Consider the following 17,647-nt stretch of genomic DNA (forward strand, 5'->3'; position numbering starts at 1 on the left):
CCCGTTACGAGAACAGCGCCCGGCCCCACCAGTCGTCCTTGTCGCGGACGCCCGGCGGGACGGCGAAGTGCGCCGAACCCACGTGCTGGATGTACTCGTTGAGTGCGTCGTGTGCCGCCAGGCGCCGCTGGAGCGGTACGAACGCCTTGCGGGTGTCGCGCTGGTACGCGAGGAAGAACAGCCCGGCGTCGAGCCGGCCGAGGCCGTCCGTGCCGTCGGTGAAGGAGTAGCCGCGCCGCAGGATCGTCGCCCCGTCATTGGTGTCGGGGTGCGCGAGCCGTACGTGCGCGGTCGGCAGCATCGCCTTCAGGAACGGTTCGTCGCGCTCCTTCGCCTTGCCGACCGGGGCGCCCTCGCCCTTGTCGCGGCCGAAGACGTCCTCCTGCTCCTGCAGTCCGGTCCGGTCCCAGGTCTCGATGTGCATCCGGATGCGCCGCGCCACCAGGTAGGAACCCCCGGTCATCCAGCCGGCCCTGTCCTTCTCGCCGACCCATACGTGCCGGTCGAGGGCGGCGGTGTCGGTGCCGGAGATGTTCCGGGTGCCGTCCTTGAAGCCCATCATGTTGCGCGGGGTCTGGGCGTCGGGCGTCGTCGACGACGTCTTGCCGAAGCCCAGCTGCGACCAGCGGATCGCGGTACGGCCCATGCCGATCCTGGCGAGGTTGCGGATGGCGTGCACCGCCACCTGCGGGTCGTCCGCACAGGCCTGGACGCACAGGTCGCCGCCGCTGCGGGCCTTGTCGAGGTTGTCGCCAGGGAACTTCGGCAGCTCGACGAGCGCCTCGGGCCGCCGGTCCTCCAGGCCGAACCGGCCCTTGGCGAACAGCGAGGGACCGAAACCGATCGTGAGCGTCAGCCGGGAGGGCTTGAGCCCCAGGGCCTCGCCCGTGTCGTCCGGCGGCGCCTCGGCCGGACCTCCGTAGGCGCCGTCGCCGACCGCGTGGCCGGCCGTCATCCGCTCGGCGGCCCTGGTCCACTCCTTGAGCAGCGCGACCAGTTCCGCCCGGTCCTTCGTCGTCACGTCGAACGCGGCGAAGTGCAGCCGGTCCTGGACGGCGGTGGCGATCCCGGCCTGGTGCGCACCGTGGAACGGTACCGCCGCGCCGCTGTCGGCTGCCGCCACGGGGGTGTCCCCGGAGCCGACCGCCGCCACCGCGCCGCCGGCCGCCACCGCGTCGAGCGCGAGCCCGGCACCGCCCCAGCCGAGCAGGGCACGCCGGGAGGGCGCGCCCCCCGAGGCCTCGGCGGTCCCGGTGGCGTCGTCGGATGTCTGCCGCTTCTGCTCTGACATGCGTGGAGCCTCCTTCCGGCCGGTTACTTCGTCACCGCGGCGGCGAGCCGCGAGAGGGGCTCGGCCAGCGCGTTGACCGCGTCGGACAGCTCCTTGCGGTCCGCCTTGCCGACCTTCTCGTACGAGGTGAACTCGTACGAGCCCTTGTCCGTGCGGTACTTGTCCAGCAGCGTGTTCAGCGCCGCGAACTGCTTGTCCAGGGTGGAGGTCAGCGCCGCGTCGTTCTTCGTGGCGATCGGCTTCAGCAGCTCGTACGACTTCTCCGCCCCCTCGACGTTGGCCTTGAAGTCGACCAGGTCGGTGTGGCTGTAACGCTCCTCCTCACCGGTGACCTTGCCGGTGGCGACTTCGTCGAGGAGCTCCTTGGCGCCGTTGGCCATCGACGTCGGGGTGATCTCCGCCGTGCCGACGCGCTTCTGCCAGTCGAGCAGGTCCTTGTGGAGGGCGGGCGCGAGTGCCTTCTCCTCGGCGCCCAGCTTCTTGTCGTGCCACAGCGCCTTCTCCAGGCGGTGCCAGCCGGTCCACTTCTGGCCGTCCTCCAGGCCGTCCTCGCGGACGTCGACCTTCGGGTCGATGTCGCCGAAGGACTCGGCGACCGGCTCGGTGCGCTCCCAGCCGATGCGGGAGTCGGCGTACGCCTTCTTCGCTGCCTCGATGTCACCGGCGGCGACGGCGTCCGTGAAGACCTTGACCTTGGGCAGCGTCTCGTCGGCCTGGGCCTGGACGTACGTGCGGTAGGCCGCGACGGCCTTGTCCATCTCGGGGCTGCGCTTGGCCGCCTTGCCGCCGCTGACCTCGATCTTCTGGCGGATGCCGTGGCCCTTCATGCCGGGCTTGCAGGCGATCTCGTACGAACCGGCCTTGATCTCGGCCGTGATAGTGGCCTTCGTGCCCGGGCCGATGTTCTCGCGCTCGGCGACGATGCGGTCGTCCGGGAACAGGACGTAGACCTCGGTGACCTTGGAACCCTTGTTCTGTACGGCCAGCTCGACGTGTCCGGCCGGCAGCGTCGTCTTCGAGACCTCGCAGGAGTCGTCCTTGGCGACGACCTGGACGGCACCCTCGCCCTTGCCGTCGCTCTTCTCTGCGCAGCCCGTGACGGCGGTCAGAGCGGCCACGGTGGCGGCAGCGGTGACGACGGAGAAACGAACGGCTCGCATGCGGGCTCCACTTGAGGACGAAGGAGAAGGGAGGGGAACGGTCGGACAAAGGTGGGTGAGGCGGACCTAACTTAACCGAGGCTTACCTGACCGATACCCACCCGTGCAGTGATTCAGCTCTCACTGGGGTCTCATGGGAACGAAACGATCACGGTCGACCCATGAGCGAGCCCCCGAAAGGTCAAGTAATGGTCAAGAGATCCTTTACGGTGTGACGCCCGGCACCCCGGTCCGCCGGATGTGGAAACACTTCGACCGGCTGCCGCAGGCCCTGCTGAGCAACGCGCCGGTGGACACGGGTACCGGCGTGACCGCGAATCGTGGCGGCGGGGCGGGGGCTCGGGCGCCCCGGCCTCCACCGGCTCGACCCCCGGCCGGTGCTTGAATGCGCACGTGAACGACTACGACGTACCCGCCGGCATCGACGTACTGCGCGTGTTCTGCGGTCCGGACGGCCGCCACGGCAACGCCCTCGGAGTCGTACGCGACGGGCGCGACCACCCCGACGAGGCGTCCCGGCAGAAGCTCGCCCGGGAGCTCGGCTTCAGTGGGACCGTGTTCGTGGACGACCCCGAGCGCGGTCATCTGGACATCTACACACCGGGGCTCCGCCTGCCGTTCGCCGGGCATCCCGTGGTCGGTGCCGCGTGGCTGCTGGACCTGGAGATCCTGGAGCTGGGTGTGGGGGAGGTCTTCGCCCGCCAGGACGGGGAGTTCAGCTGGATCGCCGCCCGCCCGGAGTGGGTGCCTCCGCGCACGCTTCAGCAGTACGGCTCGGTCGCCGAGGTCGACGCGCTGCCGGCGCCGCCGCCCGGTGAGGGCCGGCTCTACGCCTGGGCGTGGGAGGACGAGGCCGCGGGCCGGGTGAGGGCGCGGGCGTTCCCCCGGCGGTTCGATGAGCGCGGCGGCAGCCGCTCCGGTGGAGCCGGGGCTTGCACCGGGGGCATCGTGGAGGACGAGGCGACGGGGGTGGCGGCGCTGCTGCTCAGCGACCGGCTGGGCCGCGCCCTGAACATCAGGCAGGGCCGCGGCTCCCAGATCCTCACGGCCCCCGCCCCGGACGGCACGGTGGAGATCGGCGGCCGGGTGCGGCTGGCGGCCCACGGCTGACCGCCCCGCGGCCGATCGGCCCGCGGCGGCCAAGGGTCGGGCCCGTCCGGCGAGGGAGGACGAAAAGCGAGGCGGCGGGACAGCCCTCAGGCGCTGAGCGGGAACACCTCGCCCAGCTCCCGGAACACCGCGGTGTTCAGCGCGAACGCGCGCTTGCACTCGTCCACGATCCGCTGCTTCTCCAGATCGTCCGCGTCCACCGCGTCGAGCAGTTCCCGGTAGTCCCGCTTGAAGGAGGCGGGGTTGGATATCCCCTCGAAGACGTAGAACCGCACCCCGTCACCCTTGTGTGCGAGGCCCCATGTCTTCTCCGCCTTGTCGCGGATGATCTGGCCACCCGAGAGGTCGCCCAGGTAGCGGGTGTAGTGGTGGGCGATGTATCCGGCCGGCCAGGTGCGGGCGCACTCGGCGACCCGGGCGGCGTACGCGGCCGTGGCCGGGAGCGGCTCCAGGCCCTCGTGCCAGTCCGCACCCCGCAGATGGGCCAGATCGCGCTCCAGTTCGGCGGTGCGCATCAGCTCCGGCTGGATGAACGGTCCGGCGACCGCGTCGTCGGCCAGCGCCCGCGCCCCGTCCTCCAGCGCCCGGTACACGAACCACAGCTGCTCGGTGTAGCGCGTGTACGCGTCCACTCCGAGGCGCCCGCCGAGCAGATCGCTCATGAAGGTCGAGGTCTCCGCCTCGGTGTGCTGCTCGTGCGACGCGGTGCGGATCAGCGTCGAGAAGGCGGGGGCGTCGGCGGTTGTGTCCAAGGCGGGCCTCCGGGGGCCGTGGGGGACGGGAAGTCCGGAAAGGGACGGAAGTGCCGGCCCGCCGAGGCCGCTCGCCCCGGCGCTTGCCGATGCGTCGATCTTCCTGCTTAGGCTTACCTAAGTCAACCGTTTCCCGACGGGCTGTCGGTAAGTGCGGCCGGGGGCGACGGGAAACGGCCGCCCCGGAAGGGGCGGCCGCTGAGCGGGGAGGGTGAGGCTACGGAAGCGTGAGGATCTCCGCGCCCGTCTCCGTCACCACGAGCGTGTGCTCGAACTGCGCGGTGCGCTTGCGGTCCTTGGTGACCACGGTCCAGCCGTCGTCCCACATGTCGTAGTCGTGCGACCCGAGCGTCAGCATCGGCTCGATGGTGAAGGTCATGCCGGGCTGCATCACGGTGGTGGCGTGCGGGCTGTCGTAGTGCGGAATGATCAGCCCCGAGTGGAACGAGGAGTTGATCCCGTGCCCCGTGAAGTCCCGCACCACCCCGTACCCGAAGCGCTTCGCGTACGACTCGATGACCCGGCCGATCACGTTGATCTGGCGGCCCGGCCGTACCGCCTTGATGGCCCGGTTCAGCGACTCCTCGGTGCGCTCCACGAGTAGCCGCGACTCCTCGTCCACGTCACCGCAGAGGTACGTGGCGTTGTTGTCGCCGTGCACCCCGTTGATGTACGCCGTCACGTCGAGGTTCACGATGTCGCCGTCGCGCAGCACCGTGGAGTCCGGGATGCCGTGGCAGATCACCTCGTTGAGCGAGGTGCAGAGCGACTTGGGGAAGCCCCGGTACCCCAGCGTCGACGGGTAGGCGCCGTGGTCGCACATGAACTCATGCGCGACCCGGTCGAGTTCGTCCGTCGTGACCCCCGGGGCGATGAGCTTCGCGGCTTCGGCCATGGCCTGGGCGGCGATGCGTCCCGCGACGCGCATGCGCTCGACGGTCCCGGCGTCCTGGACCTCCGGGCCGCTGTACGGCGTCGGGGCGGGCTTGCCCACATACTCGGGGCGCCGGATGTTTCCGGGCACGGAACGGACGGGAGTGAGCTCCCCTGGTACAAGCAGCGACTGGCCAGACATGCCAGCGAGTCTAACCAGCGTGTCTGGGGCAGCATGGCATCGAGGAAAGGAGCCGGTGATGGCCCTGTTCAAGAAGCGCACGGTCGGCAAACCGGGCGAGTGGTTCTACTGCCTGGAGCACAAGAAGGTCGAGGAGGGCCCCGAGTGCCCGGCCAAGGACCGCTTCGGCCCGTACACCTCCCGCCAGGAGGCGCAGCACGCGATGGAGACCGCCCAGGAGCGGAATCTGGAGTGGGAGACCGACCCCAAGTGGCACGACCGCGCGGGGCCGGACGCCGAGCAGTAACCGACCCCCGTGCGCCCGCACTCGTGCGCCCACCCTCCCCGCCGGCTCGGGCCCTGCCGGCGGGTGAGGGGCGGCCCTTGGGGGCCATGTGCCTCACCACCGTGACGGCGGAGGCGCGGTCAGCTGGTCGGCGAGCCGGGACAGCCGGTCCCGGAACCGCCGCCGGCCGCGTTGCACGGGCGAGCTGTTCTCCCCCGCAGCCGCGCTGACCAGGTGCTGGACCGTGTCGAGGTCGACATCGTCGCCGCCCGTCACGGAGAGCGCCTCGTGGGCGATTCCCCGCACCTCCGGATCGCCGTTGTCCAGTGACAGGACCGTCGCCCCGGCCCGGCGCGCATCGTGCACCCGCTCCAGCAGCCCCTCGCCCGGCTGCTCCGGTACCACCACGAGCAGCGTCTCGCCCCGCCCGGCCGCCTCGATCCGGCCGAGCCCCACCGCCAGGTGTGCCGGGTCGCCGGGCTCCACCCGGTGGCGCACCAGGGTGGGCGTGAGCTCGGGCAGGCCCGACCAGGCGGACTCGTCGACCAGATGGGCCGCCAGGTGCCACGGCTCGTACACCTCGGTCCCCACCAGCAGCAGCCCGCCGCCGTGCGGTACGACGGACGAGCGCAGCGTCCCGGCGAACCGGCGGGTGGCCGTCGGCCACTGGGTCCCGGCAAGCACCTCACGCAGCAGCGCCACACGTACGGCATCCATGGCCCGGCATCATGCACCACACCCGGGGCCCCGCACCGGCGAACGGCGGCGGAACCATCCGGACGGGCGGCGCGCGGGCATCCGTCCCGCGGGCCGCGGACACACCGTCCCGCGCCCGTACCTGGCAGTAGTGTCGGGGCCATGACTACGAATGACAGCGGCAGCGCCCCCAAGCCCCCCGCCAAGGACCCCTGGGACCTCCCCGACGTGTCCGGTCTCACCATCGGCGTCCTGGGCGGCACCGGACCGCAGGGCCGCGGACTCGCCTACCGGTTCGCCCGCGCCGGACAGTCCGTGATCATCGGCTCCCGTGCGGCGGACCGTGCGCAGGCCGCCGCCGACGAACTGGGGCACGGCGTCCGCGGCGCGGACAACGCCGCCTGTGCGCGCGACAGCGACGTCGTGATCGTCGCCGTGCCGTGGGACGGGCACGCCAAGACCCTGGAGTCCCTGCGCGACGAACTCGTCGGCAAGCTCGTCATCGACTGCGTCAACCCGCTCGGCTTCGACAAGAAGGGCGCCTACGCCCTGAAGCCCGAGGAGGGCAGCGCCGCCGAGCAGGCCGCCGCCCTGCTGCCGGACTCCCGGGTCACCGCAGCCTTCCACCACCTCTCGGCGGTCCTGCTCCAGGACGAGGCGATCGAGGAGATCGACACCGACGTGCTGGTGCTGGGTGAGGCCCGCGCCGACACCGACATCGTCCAGGCACTGGCCGGCCGGATCCCGGGGATGCGCGGCATCTTCGCCGGCCGGCTGCGCAACGCCCACCAGGTCGAGTCGCTCGTCGCCAACCTGATCTCGGTCAACCGCCGCTACAAGGCCCATGCGGGGCTGCGTACCACCGACGTCTGAGCCGGCCGCCACACCCTGCTCGGAGCGGCCGGGGGTATGGGGGACACTGGACGGGACCGCGCACCATCCCCCGACAGGAGCCACCCCCATGCCCCGCCTCGCTCTCTACGCCTTCGCCGTGTGCGTCCTCGCCGTCGCAGCGGCCGTGATCTCCTTCGTGCAGGGCAGCTGGCTCCTCGGCGTGGTCTGGGTGCTGCTGGTCGGACTCTCTTCCAACATGGCCTGGTACTACCTGCGCCGGCAGCGCGCCGTGAACGCGCAGGGTGCTCAGGGCGCCTGAAGGACGTCCGCACACCGGAGGTCTTCGGGCGTTCCGGCATCGCGGCGAGGCGGCGTAGCGGTCGTGCGCCCGCCGGGGCCCGGCGGGACGGCCCTCAGCCGGCCATCGTGCAGACCGGGTTCGCCGTCTGCCAGAACCGGTAGGCGTCGAGACCGCAGTACGTCTCGAACTCGCTGACGCCCAGTGACCGCAGCAGCGCGTCGATCGCGTCGAAGAAGGCCGCGTTCACCCCGGGGACCCACAGCAGCGCGAAGACCGCGATCAGCCCGAACGGCGCGAACGGCTCCACCGCGCGCCGGAGCGAGTGCGAGAGCCACGGCTCGATCACCCCGTAACCATCCAGCCCCGGCACCGGTACGGAGTTCAGGATCGCCGCCGTCACCTGGAGCAGCGCCAAGAAGGCCAGCGCGTACCGGAAGGGGACCGGGACGCCGTCCAGCGCGTCCAGCCAGAACGGCGCGGTGCACACGAGCGCGAACAGGACGTTCGTCAGGGGACCGGCGGCCGAGATGAGACTGTGCTTCCAGCGGCCGCGGATCCTGCCCCGCTCGATGAAGACCGCGCCACCGGGCAGCCCGATCCCGCCCATGATCACGAACAGCACGGGCAGCACGATGCTCAGCAGCGCATGGGTGTACTTCAGGGGGTTCAGCGTGAGGTAGCCCTTGGCGCCGATCGAGATGTCGCCGCTGTGCAGCGCCGTCCGGGCGTGCGCGTACTCGTGGAGACAGAGCGAGACGACCCACGCCGCCGTGACGAACAGGAAGGTGGCGAAGACGGGCTGTTCGGCGAAGCCCGTCCACACCGCCCAGCCGGACACAGCCGTCACGGCGGCGATGCCGAGGAAGACCGGGCTGATCCGCCGGTCGCTGCGGGCTGGTGCGAAGGACATCGGCGGGCTCCTGGTGGCTGCGGGGAACGGGAGCGGGCGGGCGCGAGCCCCGACGGTACAGGCGACACGCGAAAAACGTCTGGCATCGGGCCGGTGGTTCCATGAAGGGTGAGGGCATGACGGGCAGGTATACGGGCGGGCTGGGCGGGTACGGGCGGGCGGCTGTGGATGACCCGGTCCCGGTCACGGACAATGGGCGCGTGCGCTACGGCATCCTCGGTACCACCCAGGCACTTCGCGACGACGGCACGGCCGTCGCCATCGGCGGGGCACGGCTGCGCGCCCTGCTCGCCGTGCTCGCGCTGCGCACCGGCCGGACGGTGCCCGTCGCGGTGCTCGTCGACGAGGTGTGGGACGGCGACCCGCCCGCCGACGCGTCCGGCGCCCTGCAGGCACTCGTGGGCCGGCTCCGGCGGGCGCTCGGCCATGCGGCGATCGCCTCCGCGGACAGCGGCTACCGGCTGGCAGCCGAACCGGACAGCGTCGACCTGTTCCGCTTCGAACGCCTGGCGGGGGAGGGCACCAGAGCCCTGGAGGCCGGTGATCCGGCGAAGGCCCTGAGCGTTCTCGACGATGCGCTCGGCCTCTGGCGCGGACCTGCACTGGCCGACCTTCCCGACCGGCACGCCGTCGCCGCCCGCTGGACCGCCCGCCGCCTCGACGCCCGACGGACGAGGCTCACCGCGGCCCTCGCCCTCGGCCGGGCCGACGAGGCGCTGCCGGAGCTGGCCGCGCTCTGCGACGAGCACCCCATCGACGAACCGCTCCAGGCGCTGCGGCTGCGGGCCCTGCGCGATGCCGGGCGCACGGCGCAGGCACTGGCGGCGTACGACGGGGTGCGCAGGGTGCTCGCCGACCGGCTCGGCACCGACCCGGGCCCCGAGCTCAGCGCGCTGCACGCCGAGCTGCTCCGCCAGGAACCGGCGCGCCCCCTCCCGAAGACCGCCCCGCGAGCAGCCCCCCGCACCCCCGGGCCCGCCGCGCCGCAGGGCAACCTCCGGGCCCGGCTCACCAGCTTCGTCGGACGCGAACGCGACATCGACGCCCTGCGCGGCGACCTCTCCCGGGCTCGGCTCGTGACCCTGCTCGGGCCGGGAGGGGCGGGCAAGACCCGGCTCTCGCAGGAGACCGCGGAGTCCTTCGACCCCGCGTCCTGGCCCGACGGCGTCTGGCTGGCCGAACTCGCGCCCGTCGACGACCCGGAAGCGGTGCCGGAAGCGGTCCTCGGCGCGCTCGGAGCCCGGGAGACCGTGCTGCGCGGTGCGGGTGCCGAGGAGCTCCGGGCCGCCGAACGAGGAGCGGCCGAGCCGGGGGCGGGCGAGGCCCTCACCCGGCTCACCGAACACTGCTCACGGCGCCGGATGCTGTTGCTCCTGGACAACTGCGAGCACGTGATCGCGGCCGCCGCAGCCCTCGCCGACCATCTGCTGGCCCGCTGTCCGGAGCTCACGGTCCTCGCCACCAGCCGCGAACCCCTCGGCGTACCCGGCGAGTTCGTCCGGCCCGTCGAGCCGCTGCCCGACCCGACGGCGCTGCGCCTGCTGGCCGAGCGCGGCGCGGCCGCGCTGCCCGGCTTCCGCGTCGACGCCGACGAGGCGACGGCGGCCGCAACGGCCGAGATCTGCCGCCGCCTGGACGGTCTGCCGCTCGCCATCGAACTCGCCGCCGCGCGGCTGCGGATGCTCACTCCGCAGCAGATCGCCGCCCGGCTCGACGACCGGTTCCAGCTGCTGACCAGCGGCAGCCGCACCGTCCTCCCGCGCCAGCAGACCCTGCGGGCCGTCGTCGACTGGTCCTGGGACCTCCTTGCCGAGGACGAACGCGCCACCCTGCGCCGGCTGTCCGTCTTCGCCGGCGGCTGCACCCTCGAAGCGGCCGAGGCGGTCTGCGCGGACCGGCCGCGGGCGGCCCAGGAGGTCGCCGGGCTGCTCGGCTCCCTCGTCGACAAGTCCCTGGTCGTCGCCGCACCCGCGGCGGACGGCGGCATGCGCTATCGCCTGTTGGAGACCGTCGGCGAGTACGCGACGGAACGGCTCGACGAGTCGGGGGAGCGGGAAGCCGTCGAACGCCGGCACCTCGTGTACTTCCGGGAGCTGGCCCGCACCACCGACCCGCTGCTCCGCGGCGCCGGACAACGCGCCGCCATCGAGCTCTTCCGCCGCGAGTACGAGAACCTGCGCACCGCGCTGCGGCACGCCGTCGCCGCGCGCGACGAGCAGGAGTCACTGTGTCTGGTGATCTCGCTCTCCTGGTACTGGCAGATCCGCAATCTGCGCAGCGACGCACTGCACTGGGCCAACGCCGCGGCGGCCCTCGGCCCCGACCCGTTCGCCCCGCCCGTGCAGCCCGCGCCCTCGATCCACGAGCGCTGTACGGACGCGCCCCCGCCCATGGGTCCCGAGCTGCTCCAGGAGGCGCGGCGCCAGGTGGGGCTGGTCCAGCTGGTCAGCATGGACCATGCGATGGACGAGTGGACGAACGAGGCCAGCATGGTGCGGCTGCGAGGGATCGCAGCGGCCTACCGGGCCGGTCAGCCGCAGACCTGCCGGAGCCCCGCCTCGCTCTGGTTCTTCGCCGTGATGCTGACGGGGGGTGTCGCGGACCTTCGGCACCTGCTGGACGAAACGGTCCGCGCCGCAAGGGAGTTCGCCTTCGAGTGGGAGCTCGCCGCCGCCCTCCAGATGCGTGCCAACGTGACGGCCAACCGCCCCGACTGGGCTGGTGCGGCCCATGTGGACGCCGCCGAGAGTCTGGAGATCTTCGGTCGTCTCGGCGACGACTGGGGCATGGCCGAGGCGCTCTCCTCCCGCGGCGAGGCGAACGAGAAGACGGGCGACTACGCCCGGGCGGCCGAGGACTACCAGGCCGCGATCGGCTACGCGGAGAAACTCGGCGCCCTGGCCCAGGTATCGGTGCTCCGCACCCGGTACGCCTCCGCGCTCACCGAACTCGACCGCGGCGCGGAGGGCGAGGTGATCCTGCGCGAGGTGATCGCGGAGGGACGGCACACCGGGCACGAGGCGCGGCCGGCGGCCCGGCTCTTCCTGGCCCTGTGGCTGGGCCGCTCCGGACGTACCGCCGAGGCGCGCGAGCAGTTCCTCGAACTGCTCGAGGAGTTCAGGTCCCAGACCATGGCGATCTTCGAAGGCTTCGTGCTGGGCGGCCTGGCCTGGCTGGACAACCAGGACGAGAACTACGCCGGCGCGCTGGAAAGCGGCCGCAAGGCCCTGCTGCGGCTGGGCGACCCGTTGACGCAGATGGTGGCGCCGCAGATGGCGGTGATCCACCTGGTCACCCTGGCGTGGGCGCTGGGCGGCCTCGGCGAGGAGCGCGGGGCGGCGCTCGGTGCGCGGCTGCTGGCCGCCGGCCGGGCGCTGCTGCCGGAGGGGCACTTCCAGACGTCCATGGAGCGCGAGAACTTCGAGCGTGCCGAGGCGCTGGTCCGTGCCGCGCTCGGGGACGGCGCCTTCGAGGCCGCGTACGCCGAGGGCGGTGGCCTCTCCCTGGAGGAGGCCACCGCCCTCGTCGACGCGTACCGGCACTGAAGGGTCCGAACCCCTGCGGTCAGGACTTCTTGCGGAACCTGGACACCGCGAGCGGGGCCATGACCGCCGTGATGACCACGGTCCAGCCGAGTGTCAGCCAGACCGAGTTGCCGAGCGGGCCGCCCATCATCAGACCGCGGGCCGCGTCGGCCAGGTTGGACAGCGGGTTGTAGTCGGTGAAGGTCTGGAGCCAGCCGGGCATCGTCGTGGGCGGGGTGAAGATCGAGGAACCGAACTGGAGCGGCATCATCACGATCATCCCCATCCCCTGGACGGCCTGGGCCGTCTTCATGGCCAGTCCGAGCAGGATGAAGATCCACATGATGGCAGCGCCGAAGGCCGCCGCCAGTCCGATGGCCCCGATCAGCCCGAGCACCGACCCGTGGAGCTCCAGGCCGAGCGCGAAGCCCATGCCCAGCAGAATGAGCGTGGCGACCATCATCCGGCCGAGCTCGACCACGATCTTCGCGATGAGTACCGAGGAACGGGCGATCGGCATCGTACGGAACCGGTCCATGACCCCCTTGCGGAAGTCGTCGTTGACACCGGAGCCGACCGCCATGGCGATGTTCATGCCCATCATCGCCATCAGACCGGGAATCAGGTAGTTCAGGTACTCCTGCCGCCCGCCGCCCATGCTGCCGCCGACGGCGCCGCCGAAGACGTACACGAACAGCAGGACGAAGATCACCGGCATCAGGAGCGCGTCGAACATCGACTCCGGATCCTTCTTGATCTGGAGCAGATTGCGCCGCACCAGCGCCCCGATGTGGCGCAGGTTGTTCCGCAGGCCGATCCGGCCCTCGTCGTGGACCTTCGCGGCCGGTGCGGCCGTGGCCGCGTCGGTGGGGGTGGGCGTCAGAGTCGTCGTGCTCATGCCGCGACCTCCTGGGGAGTCGTGTCGGTGACGGTGGCCTTGTCGCCGGTGATGGCGAGGAACACCTCGTCCAGGCTGGGCAGTGCGGTGGCGACGTGCGCCAGCGAGAAGCCCCGGGTGCCGAGCAGGCCGATGACGGCGGTCAGCTGCCCGTCGCTGAGGATCGGTACGTAGAGCAGTCCCTCGTCCGGGACCGCCTGCGCACCCGACACACCGTCGAGGCCGGCCTCCCGGATCGCCTGCGCCATCGCGGCCAGCTCGGCCGGGTCGGAGGGGCGGATCTGCAGGGTGCGGCCGCCGACCTTGGCCTTCAGCTCGTCCACACCGCCGCGGGCGATGATCCTGCCCTTGTCGATGACCGTGAGCTCGTTGGCGAGCTGCTCGGCCTCTTCCATGTACTGGGTGGTGAGCAGCACGGTCGCCCCCTCCGCGACCATCCGCTGCACCTCGTCCCAGACCTCGTTGCGGGTGCGGGGGTCGAGTCCCGTCGTCGGCTCGTCCAGATAGAGCACGGCCGGGCTGCCGATCATGGAGGCGGCGAGGTCCAGCCGGCGCCGCATGCCGCCGGAGTACTCCATCGCGGCCTTCTTCGCCGCGTCGGTGAGCGAGAAGCGCTCCAGCAGTTCGTCGGCGCGCGAGCGGGCCTTGTTGCGCGGGAGGTCGAGCAGCCGGCCGATCATGTAGAGGTTCTCCCAGCCGGAGAGCTTCTCGTCGACCGAGGCGTACTGACCGGTCAGGCCGATGGTGCGGCGCAGCGCGCGGGGCTGCTTCACCACGTCGAAGCCCGCCACGATCGCGTGTCCGGCGTCGGGCTGGATCAGGGTGGACAGCACTCGGACGAGGGTGGTCTTGCCGGCGCCGTTGGGGCCGAGCACGCCGAGGACGGTGCCCTCGCGCACATCGAGGTCCACGCCGTCCAGAGCCTTGGTCGAGCCGTAGTGCTTGACCAGCCCCCGTACCTCGACGGCGTTCGTGCCGCTCCTGGGGTTCTTGTCGATTCGCGTCATGTCCACCATCAGACCAGCCGCCACCGACAGCCCGCCGACAGTCCGCCGACAGCAGGGCGACAGCCCGCCGATGGGGGATGTCGGCGGGCTGTCGGTGGTGCGGCAGTGGTCGTTCGGTCCTGGGCCGTGTCGCTGATCTGCCTATGGGCTGTCTCTGGAAAGCCCTTAGTGGAACGTGTGCTCCGGCGCCGGGAACGTACCGCCCACGACCTCGTCCGCGTACGCCTTCGCGGCGTCCCCGAGGATCTGGCGCAGGTCGGCGTACTGCTTGGTGAAGCGCGGCACCTTGCCGCCGGTCAGACCGACCATGTCGGTGTAGACCAGCACCTGTGCGTCGGTGTCGGGACCGGCTCCGATGCCCACGGTCGGGATGTGCAGGGTGCGGGTGACCTCGGCGGCCAGCTCGGCCGGTACGAGTTCGAGGACGACGGCGAACGCGCCCGCGTCCTGGACGGCCTTGGCGTCGCGCAGCATCTGCTGGGCGGCCTCCTCGCCGCGGCCCTGCACGCGGTAGCCCATCGCGTTGACGGACTGCGGGGTCAGGCCGATGTGGGCCATCACCGGGATACCGGCGTCGACCAGGAGCTTGATCTGCTCGTGGCTGCGCTCGCCGCCCTCCAGCTTGACCGCGCCGACCCCGGCCTCCTTGATCAGCCGGGTGGCGTTGCGCAGGGCCTGGACCGGGCTCTCCTGGTAGGCCCCGAAGGGCAGGTCGGCGACGATCAGGGCGCGCTTGGTGCCGCGGACGACGGCGGCGGACAGGATGGCGATCTCGTCCATCGTGACGGGCACGGTGGTCTCGTAGCCGAGGTGGCAGTTGCCCATGGAGTCGCCGACGAGCATGACCGGGATGCCGGCCTCGTCGAAGACGGACGCGGTCATCGCGTCGTAGGCGGTGAGCATGGGCCACTTCTCGCCGCGAGCGGTGGCGGCGGCGATGTCGTGGACGGTGACCCGGCGGTTGCTCTTGCCTCCGTACAGCGCCTTGCTGCTGTCGGAGGGGGCTCCCGCGGGGGAAATGGGGGACTGGTCGTGCGCAGCCTGAAGCGACATTGCCAACGGCTCCTTCGTCATCTCGAGGCGCCCTGACGGCGTCCCCGGATCTCTTCCATGGTGGCATCCCGGAGCCCTTCACGGGAAGTGGGCCCGCCGCGCGGGTGGCATCGGGTGTCAGGCCCGCCCGGTAAAGACTTTCCAATACGAGACGGTCTCGTATCGAAAGAGGGGTAGGTTCGGGGCATGTCCATACCGTCCGGCGCTCCCGCCGCCGTGCCCCACGTCCCCGAGGCGGCCCACCGCCGCCGCTGGGCGATCCTCGCCGTCCTGATGTTCAGCCTGCTCATCGTCGTGCTGGACAACTCGATCCTGAACGTCGCTGTCAAGACGATCGCGTCCCCCTCACCCACCGGTCTGGGAGCCACCCAGAGCGAGCTGGAGTGGGCCATCAACTCCTACACGCTCGTCTTCGCCGGGCTGCTCTTCACCGCGGGCCTGCTCGGCGACCGCATAGGACGCAAGAAGGTCCTGCTCTTCGGCATCGTGCTCTTCGGCGTGGGTTCCGCCTTCGCCGCGATGTCGGGGTCGCCCGGTGAACTCATCACCTGGCGCGCGGTGATGGGCTTCGGCGCCGCCTTCGTCATGCCGGCCACGCTCGCCGTCCTGATGAACGTCTTCGAGCGCGACGAACAGCCCAAGGCCATCGGCCTCTGGGCCGGCAGCGTGGGCCTCGGCATCGCGATCGGCCCGATCACCGGCGGACTGCTCCTCGAACACTTCTGGTGGGGCTCCGTCTTCCTGGTCAACGTGCCCGTCGTGGTCGTCGCGCTGATCGCCATGGTCGTGCTCGTACCGGACTCCAGGGACCCGAAGCCGGGACGGCTGGACCCGCTCGGCGTGGCGCTGTCCGTCGTCGGCCTGGTGCTGCTGGTGTACGGCATCATCCGCGGCGGTGAGCTCGCCGACTTCACCGATGTCTCCGTGCTCCTGCCGTCCCTCGGCGGTCTGGCCGTCCTGGTCGTGTTCGTCCTCCACGAGAAGCGCAGCAGCAGTCCGGCCATCGACATCTCGTACTTCAAGAAGCCGGCCTTCTCCGCCGCCGTCGCGGCCATCGCGCTGATCTTCTTCGCGCTGATGGGTGTGACGTTCTTCTCCGCCTTCTACATGCAGAGCGTACGAGGCTGGAGCGCCCTGCAGTCCGGACTGCTGATCCTCCCGCTGGCCGTCGCGCAGATGGTCTTCGCCCCGCGCGCCCGGCTCGTGGTCGACCGGTTCGGCGCCCGCGCCGTGTGCACCGCGGGCATGCTGATGGTGGCCGTGGGGCTGGCGGCGTTCGCCCTGTTCGACGCCACCACGCCGGTCTGGGTGATGTGCCTGGTCTTCTTCGTCCAGGGCACGGGCATGGCCCATGTGATGCCTCCGGTCACCGTCGCCGTGATGCAGGCGCTGCCCCGCGAGAAGGCCGGGTCGGGCTCGGCCGTCAACAACGTGTTCCGCCAGGTCGGCGGCGCCCTCGGGATCGCCGTCCTCGGATCGGTGCTGTCCACCGTCTACCGCGGAGACATCGAGAAGCACCTCGACGCCGTACCGGCCGCCGCCAGGGACGTGGCGGGGGAGTCGATCGAGGCGACACTCGGTGTCGCGGAGAAGATGGGGCCGGCGGGCACCCCGCTGGTGGCCGCCGCGCACGACGCGTTCATGGGCGCCATGCACGTCACCGCCATCGGTTCGGCGTGCGTCGCCCTGATCGGGACGATCGTGGTCGCCCTGTTCCTGCCGGGCCGGCCGCGCACCGAACCGGCGCTCGCCCAGGAGGAGCGGTCGGTGTCCGCGGACGCCGGGCGCTGAGGCCCCGGGCGCCCGCCCGGCCCTGAAGCGGTCGGGCGCCTTCCGCATCGGCGAGAATCGGGGGCGGTGAAAGGTGGTTCCACGTGCAGGCGCAGGCATCGGACCGGTACGACCGGGCCCCCGGCGAGCAGGACCGCGGGGTCCGCGGCGGCCGGGGCCCGGACCCGCGGACCCTCGACGGCCGGGACCAGGACCCGCACCCCGGTGACGATCAGGAACCCCGCCGCGGCCGCCCCCGCAGCGCCGCAGCGGAGCGGGCGATCCTGGACGCCGTCGTCGAACTGCTGGAGGCCGGTGAGCCCCTGGCCGGCCTGTCCATCGAGCGGATCGCCCGCACGGCCGGGGTCGGGAAGGCCACCATCTACCGGCGATGGGCCGGCAAGGAGGAACTCTTCGTCGACGTCCTGCGCGAGATCGAGCCTCCGGAACCCGATGTGTCCGGCACCGGGGGCCTGGGCGACCTGCGCGTCCTGCTGGAGTCCATGCGCACCCGCGGCCTCGCCCAGCGCTCCTCGGTGCTGCTGCACAACGTCTTCGCGCAGATGAAGAGCCACCCCAAGCTGTGGAGCGAGTACCAGCGCACCGTGATAGCCCCCCGCCGGGCGGCGATGCTCGCCGCCGTCGGCCGGGCCGTCGAGGCGGGGGAGCTGCGGGGTGACACGGACGTGGAGCTGATGGACGACCTCTTCCTCGGCCCCATGCTCGTACGCACCATCCACCGGCCCGAGGCGCCGCTGCCCGAGGACCTCGCCGACCGCATCATCCGCCTGCTGGTCGAGGGGCTCGGCCCGCGGTCCGCCGCCGGGTCCGGTGACGACGCCGGTCGCGGCTGACTCGCCCGGGCCCGGGTGAGTGTGATCGTTCTGTCACAAGCCACCACAGACCGCCCGTGACCGGAACCCTTCGCACCGCCCGCGTCGTCATCGTGGCAGTACGGCCGTCGCCGACGGCCGGAAAGGCATCGCGCATCCCCTAGGGTC

At 71.6% G+C, this 17,647-nt stretch carries 16 protein-coding genes; 7 read left to right on the forward strand and 9 right to left on the reverse strand.

Annotated elements, in window-relative coordinates; translation table 11 throughout:
* Positions 1–4 precede the first annotated feature (4 nt).
* Both efeB and efeO read right to left on the reverse strand, forming a co-directional pair.
* Positions 5–1,291 carry an iron uptake transporter deferrochelatase/peroxidase subunit gene (gene efeB / locus OG538_RS26065; protein ID WP_406097519.1) on the reverse strand — a complete coding sequence of 429 codons (1,287 nt, stop codon included), beginning with the start codon at positions 1,289–1,291 and terminating at the stop codon, positions 5–7.
* Positions 1,292–1,314: 23 nt separating this feature from the next.
* Positions 1,315–2,451 carry an iron uptake system protein EfeO gene (gene efeO, locus OG538_RS26070; RefSeq protein ID WP_406097521.1) on the reverse strand — a complete coding sequence of 379 codons (1,137 nt, stop codon included), beginning with the start codon at positions 2,449–2,451 and terminating at the stop codon, positions 1,315–1,317.
* A 393-nt stretch (positions 2,452–2,844) separates the two neighbouring features.
* Between efeO and OG538_RS26075 the strand changes: the two genes are divergently transcribed.
* Complete coding sequence (locus OG538_RS26075; RefSeq protein WP_406097523.1) at positions 2,845–3,561, forward strand: PhzF family phenazine biosynthesis protein; 717 nt, start codon at positions 2,845–2,847, stop codon at positions 3,559–3,561.
* Positions 3,562–3,647: 86 nt separating this feature from the next.
* Here OG538_RS26075 and OG538_RS26080 read toward each other — a convergent pair whose 3' ends face one another.
* Entirely contained in the window at positions 3,648–4,313 is a 666-nt protein-coding gene (locus OG538_RS26080; protein ID WP_406097525.1) for a heme oxygenase (biliverdin-producing), read from the reverse strand.
* Positions 4,314–4,530: 217 nt separating this feature from the next.
* Positions 4,531–5,388 (reverse strand): type I methionyl aminopeptidase, encoded by an 858-nt coding sequence (gene map, locus OG538_RS26085; protein ID WP_406097527.1) that lies wholly within the window; start codon positions 5,386–5,388, stop codon positions 4,531–4,533.
* 58 nt (positions 5,389–5,446) lie between these two features.
* Here map and OG538_RS26090 point away from each other — a divergent pair, with 58 nt between their 5' ends.
* A complete protein-coding gene (locus OG538_RS26090) occupies positions 5,447–5,674 on the forward strand; it encodes a hypothetical protein (RefSeq protein WP_406097529.1) in 228 nt (75 codons plus the stop codon).
* 93 nt (positions 5,675–5,767) lie between these two features.
* On the opposite strand, the gene OG538_RS26095 is transcribed toward OG538_RS26090, so the two are convergent.
* On the reverse strand, positions 5,768–6,370 hold the full coding sequence (locus tag OG538_RS26095; protein WP_406097531.1) for a hypothetical protein: 603 nt from the start codon (positions 6,368–6,370) through the stop codon (positions 5,768–5,770).
* Between the two features lie 141 nt (positions 6,371–6,511).
* Between OG538_RS26095 and npdG the strand changes: the two genes are divergently transcribed.
* Positions 6,512–7,222: an NADPH-dependent F420 reductase gene (npdG, locus tag OG538_RS26100; RefSeq protein WP_406097533.1), complete on the forward strand. Its 711-nt coding sequence runs from the start codon at positions 6,512–6,514 to the stop codon at positions 7,220–7,222.
* 88 nt (positions 7,223–7,310) lie between these two features.
* Positions 7,311–7,502 carry a hypothetical protein gene (locus OG538_RS26105; protein ID WP_406097535.1) on the forward strand — a complete coding sequence of 64 codons (192 nt, stop codon included), beginning with the start codon at positions 7,311–7,313 and terminating at the stop codon, positions 7,500–7,502.
* A 94-nt stretch (positions 7,503–7,596) separates the two neighbouring features.
* On the opposite strand, the gene OG538_RS26110 is transcribed toward OG538_RS26105, so the two are convergent.
* Positions 7,597–8,394, reverse strand: coding sequence for a site-2 protease family protein (locus tag OG538_RS26110; protein ID WP_406097537.1), 798 nt, complete (start codon positions 8,392–8,394; stop codon positions 7,597–7,599).
* Positions 8,395–8,594: 200 nt separating this feature from the next.
* Here OG538_RS26110 and OG538_RS26115 point away from each other — a divergent pair, with 200 nt between their 5' ends.
* Positions 8,595–11,939 carry a BTAD domain-containing putative transcriptional regulator gene (locus OG538_RS26115; RefSeq protein ID WP_406100305.1) on the forward strand — a complete coding sequence of 1,115 codons (3,345 nt, stop codon included), beginning with the start codon at positions 8,595–8,597 and terminating at the stop codon, positions 11,937–11,939.
* A gap of 19 nt (positions 11,940–11,958) precedes the next feature.
* Here the strand turns inward: OG538_RS26115 and OG538_RS26120 are convergent, their stop codons facing one another.
* From OG538_RS26120 to panB, 3 genes are all read right to left on the reverse strand, one after another.
* Positions 11,959–12,816 carry an ABC transporter permease gene (locus OG538_RS26120; RefSeq protein WP_406097539.1) on the reverse strand — a complete coding sequence of 286 codons (858 nt, stop codon included), beginning with the start codon at positions 12,814–12,816 and terminating at the stop codon, positions 11,959–11,961.
* Positions 12,813–13,832: an ATP-binding cassette domain-containing protein gene (locus tag OG538_RS26125; protein ID WP_406097541.1), complete on the reverse strand. Its 1,020-nt coding sequence runs from the start codon at positions 13,830–13,832 to the stop codon at positions 12,813–12,815. Before OG538_RS26125 ends, OG538_RS26120 begins: the two co-directional genes overlap by 4 nt.
* Positions 13,833–13,988: 156 nt before the next feature.
* Positions 13,989–14,876 carry a 3-methyl-2-oxobutanoate hydroxymethyltransferase gene (gene panB / locus OG538_RS26130; RefSeq protein ID WP_406097543.1) on the reverse strand — a complete coding sequence of 296 codons (888 nt, stop codon included), beginning with the start codon at positions 14,874–14,876 and terminating at the stop codon, positions 13,989–13,991.
* Between the two features lie 186 nt (positions 14,877–15,062).
* Between panB and OG538_RS26135 the strand changes: the two genes are divergently transcribed.
* Together OG538_RS26135 and OG538_RS26140 are read left to right on the forward strand one after the other, a co-directional pair.
* The gene (locus tag OG538_RS26135) at positions 15,063–16,667 is read left to right on the forward strand and encodes an MFS transporter (RefSeq protein ID WP_406097545.1); all 1,605 of its coding nucleotides are present in this window, start codon (positions 15,063–15,065) and stop codon (positions 16,665–16,667) included.
* Positions 16,668–16,750: 83 nt separating this feature from the next.
* Positions 16,751–17,500 carry a TetR/AcrR family transcriptional regulator gene (locus tag OG538_RS26140; protein WP_406097547.1) on the forward strand — a complete coding sequence of 250 codons (750 nt, stop codon included), beginning with the start codon at positions 16,751–16,753 and terminating at the stop codon, positions 17,498–17,500.
* Positions 17,501–17,647: the final 147 nt, after the last annotated feature.

The sequence above is a fragment of the Streptomyces sp. NBC_01013 genome (assembly GCF_045162765.1).
Lineage (GTDB): Bacteria > Actinomycetota > Actinomycetes > Streptomycetales > Streptomycetaceae > Streptomyces.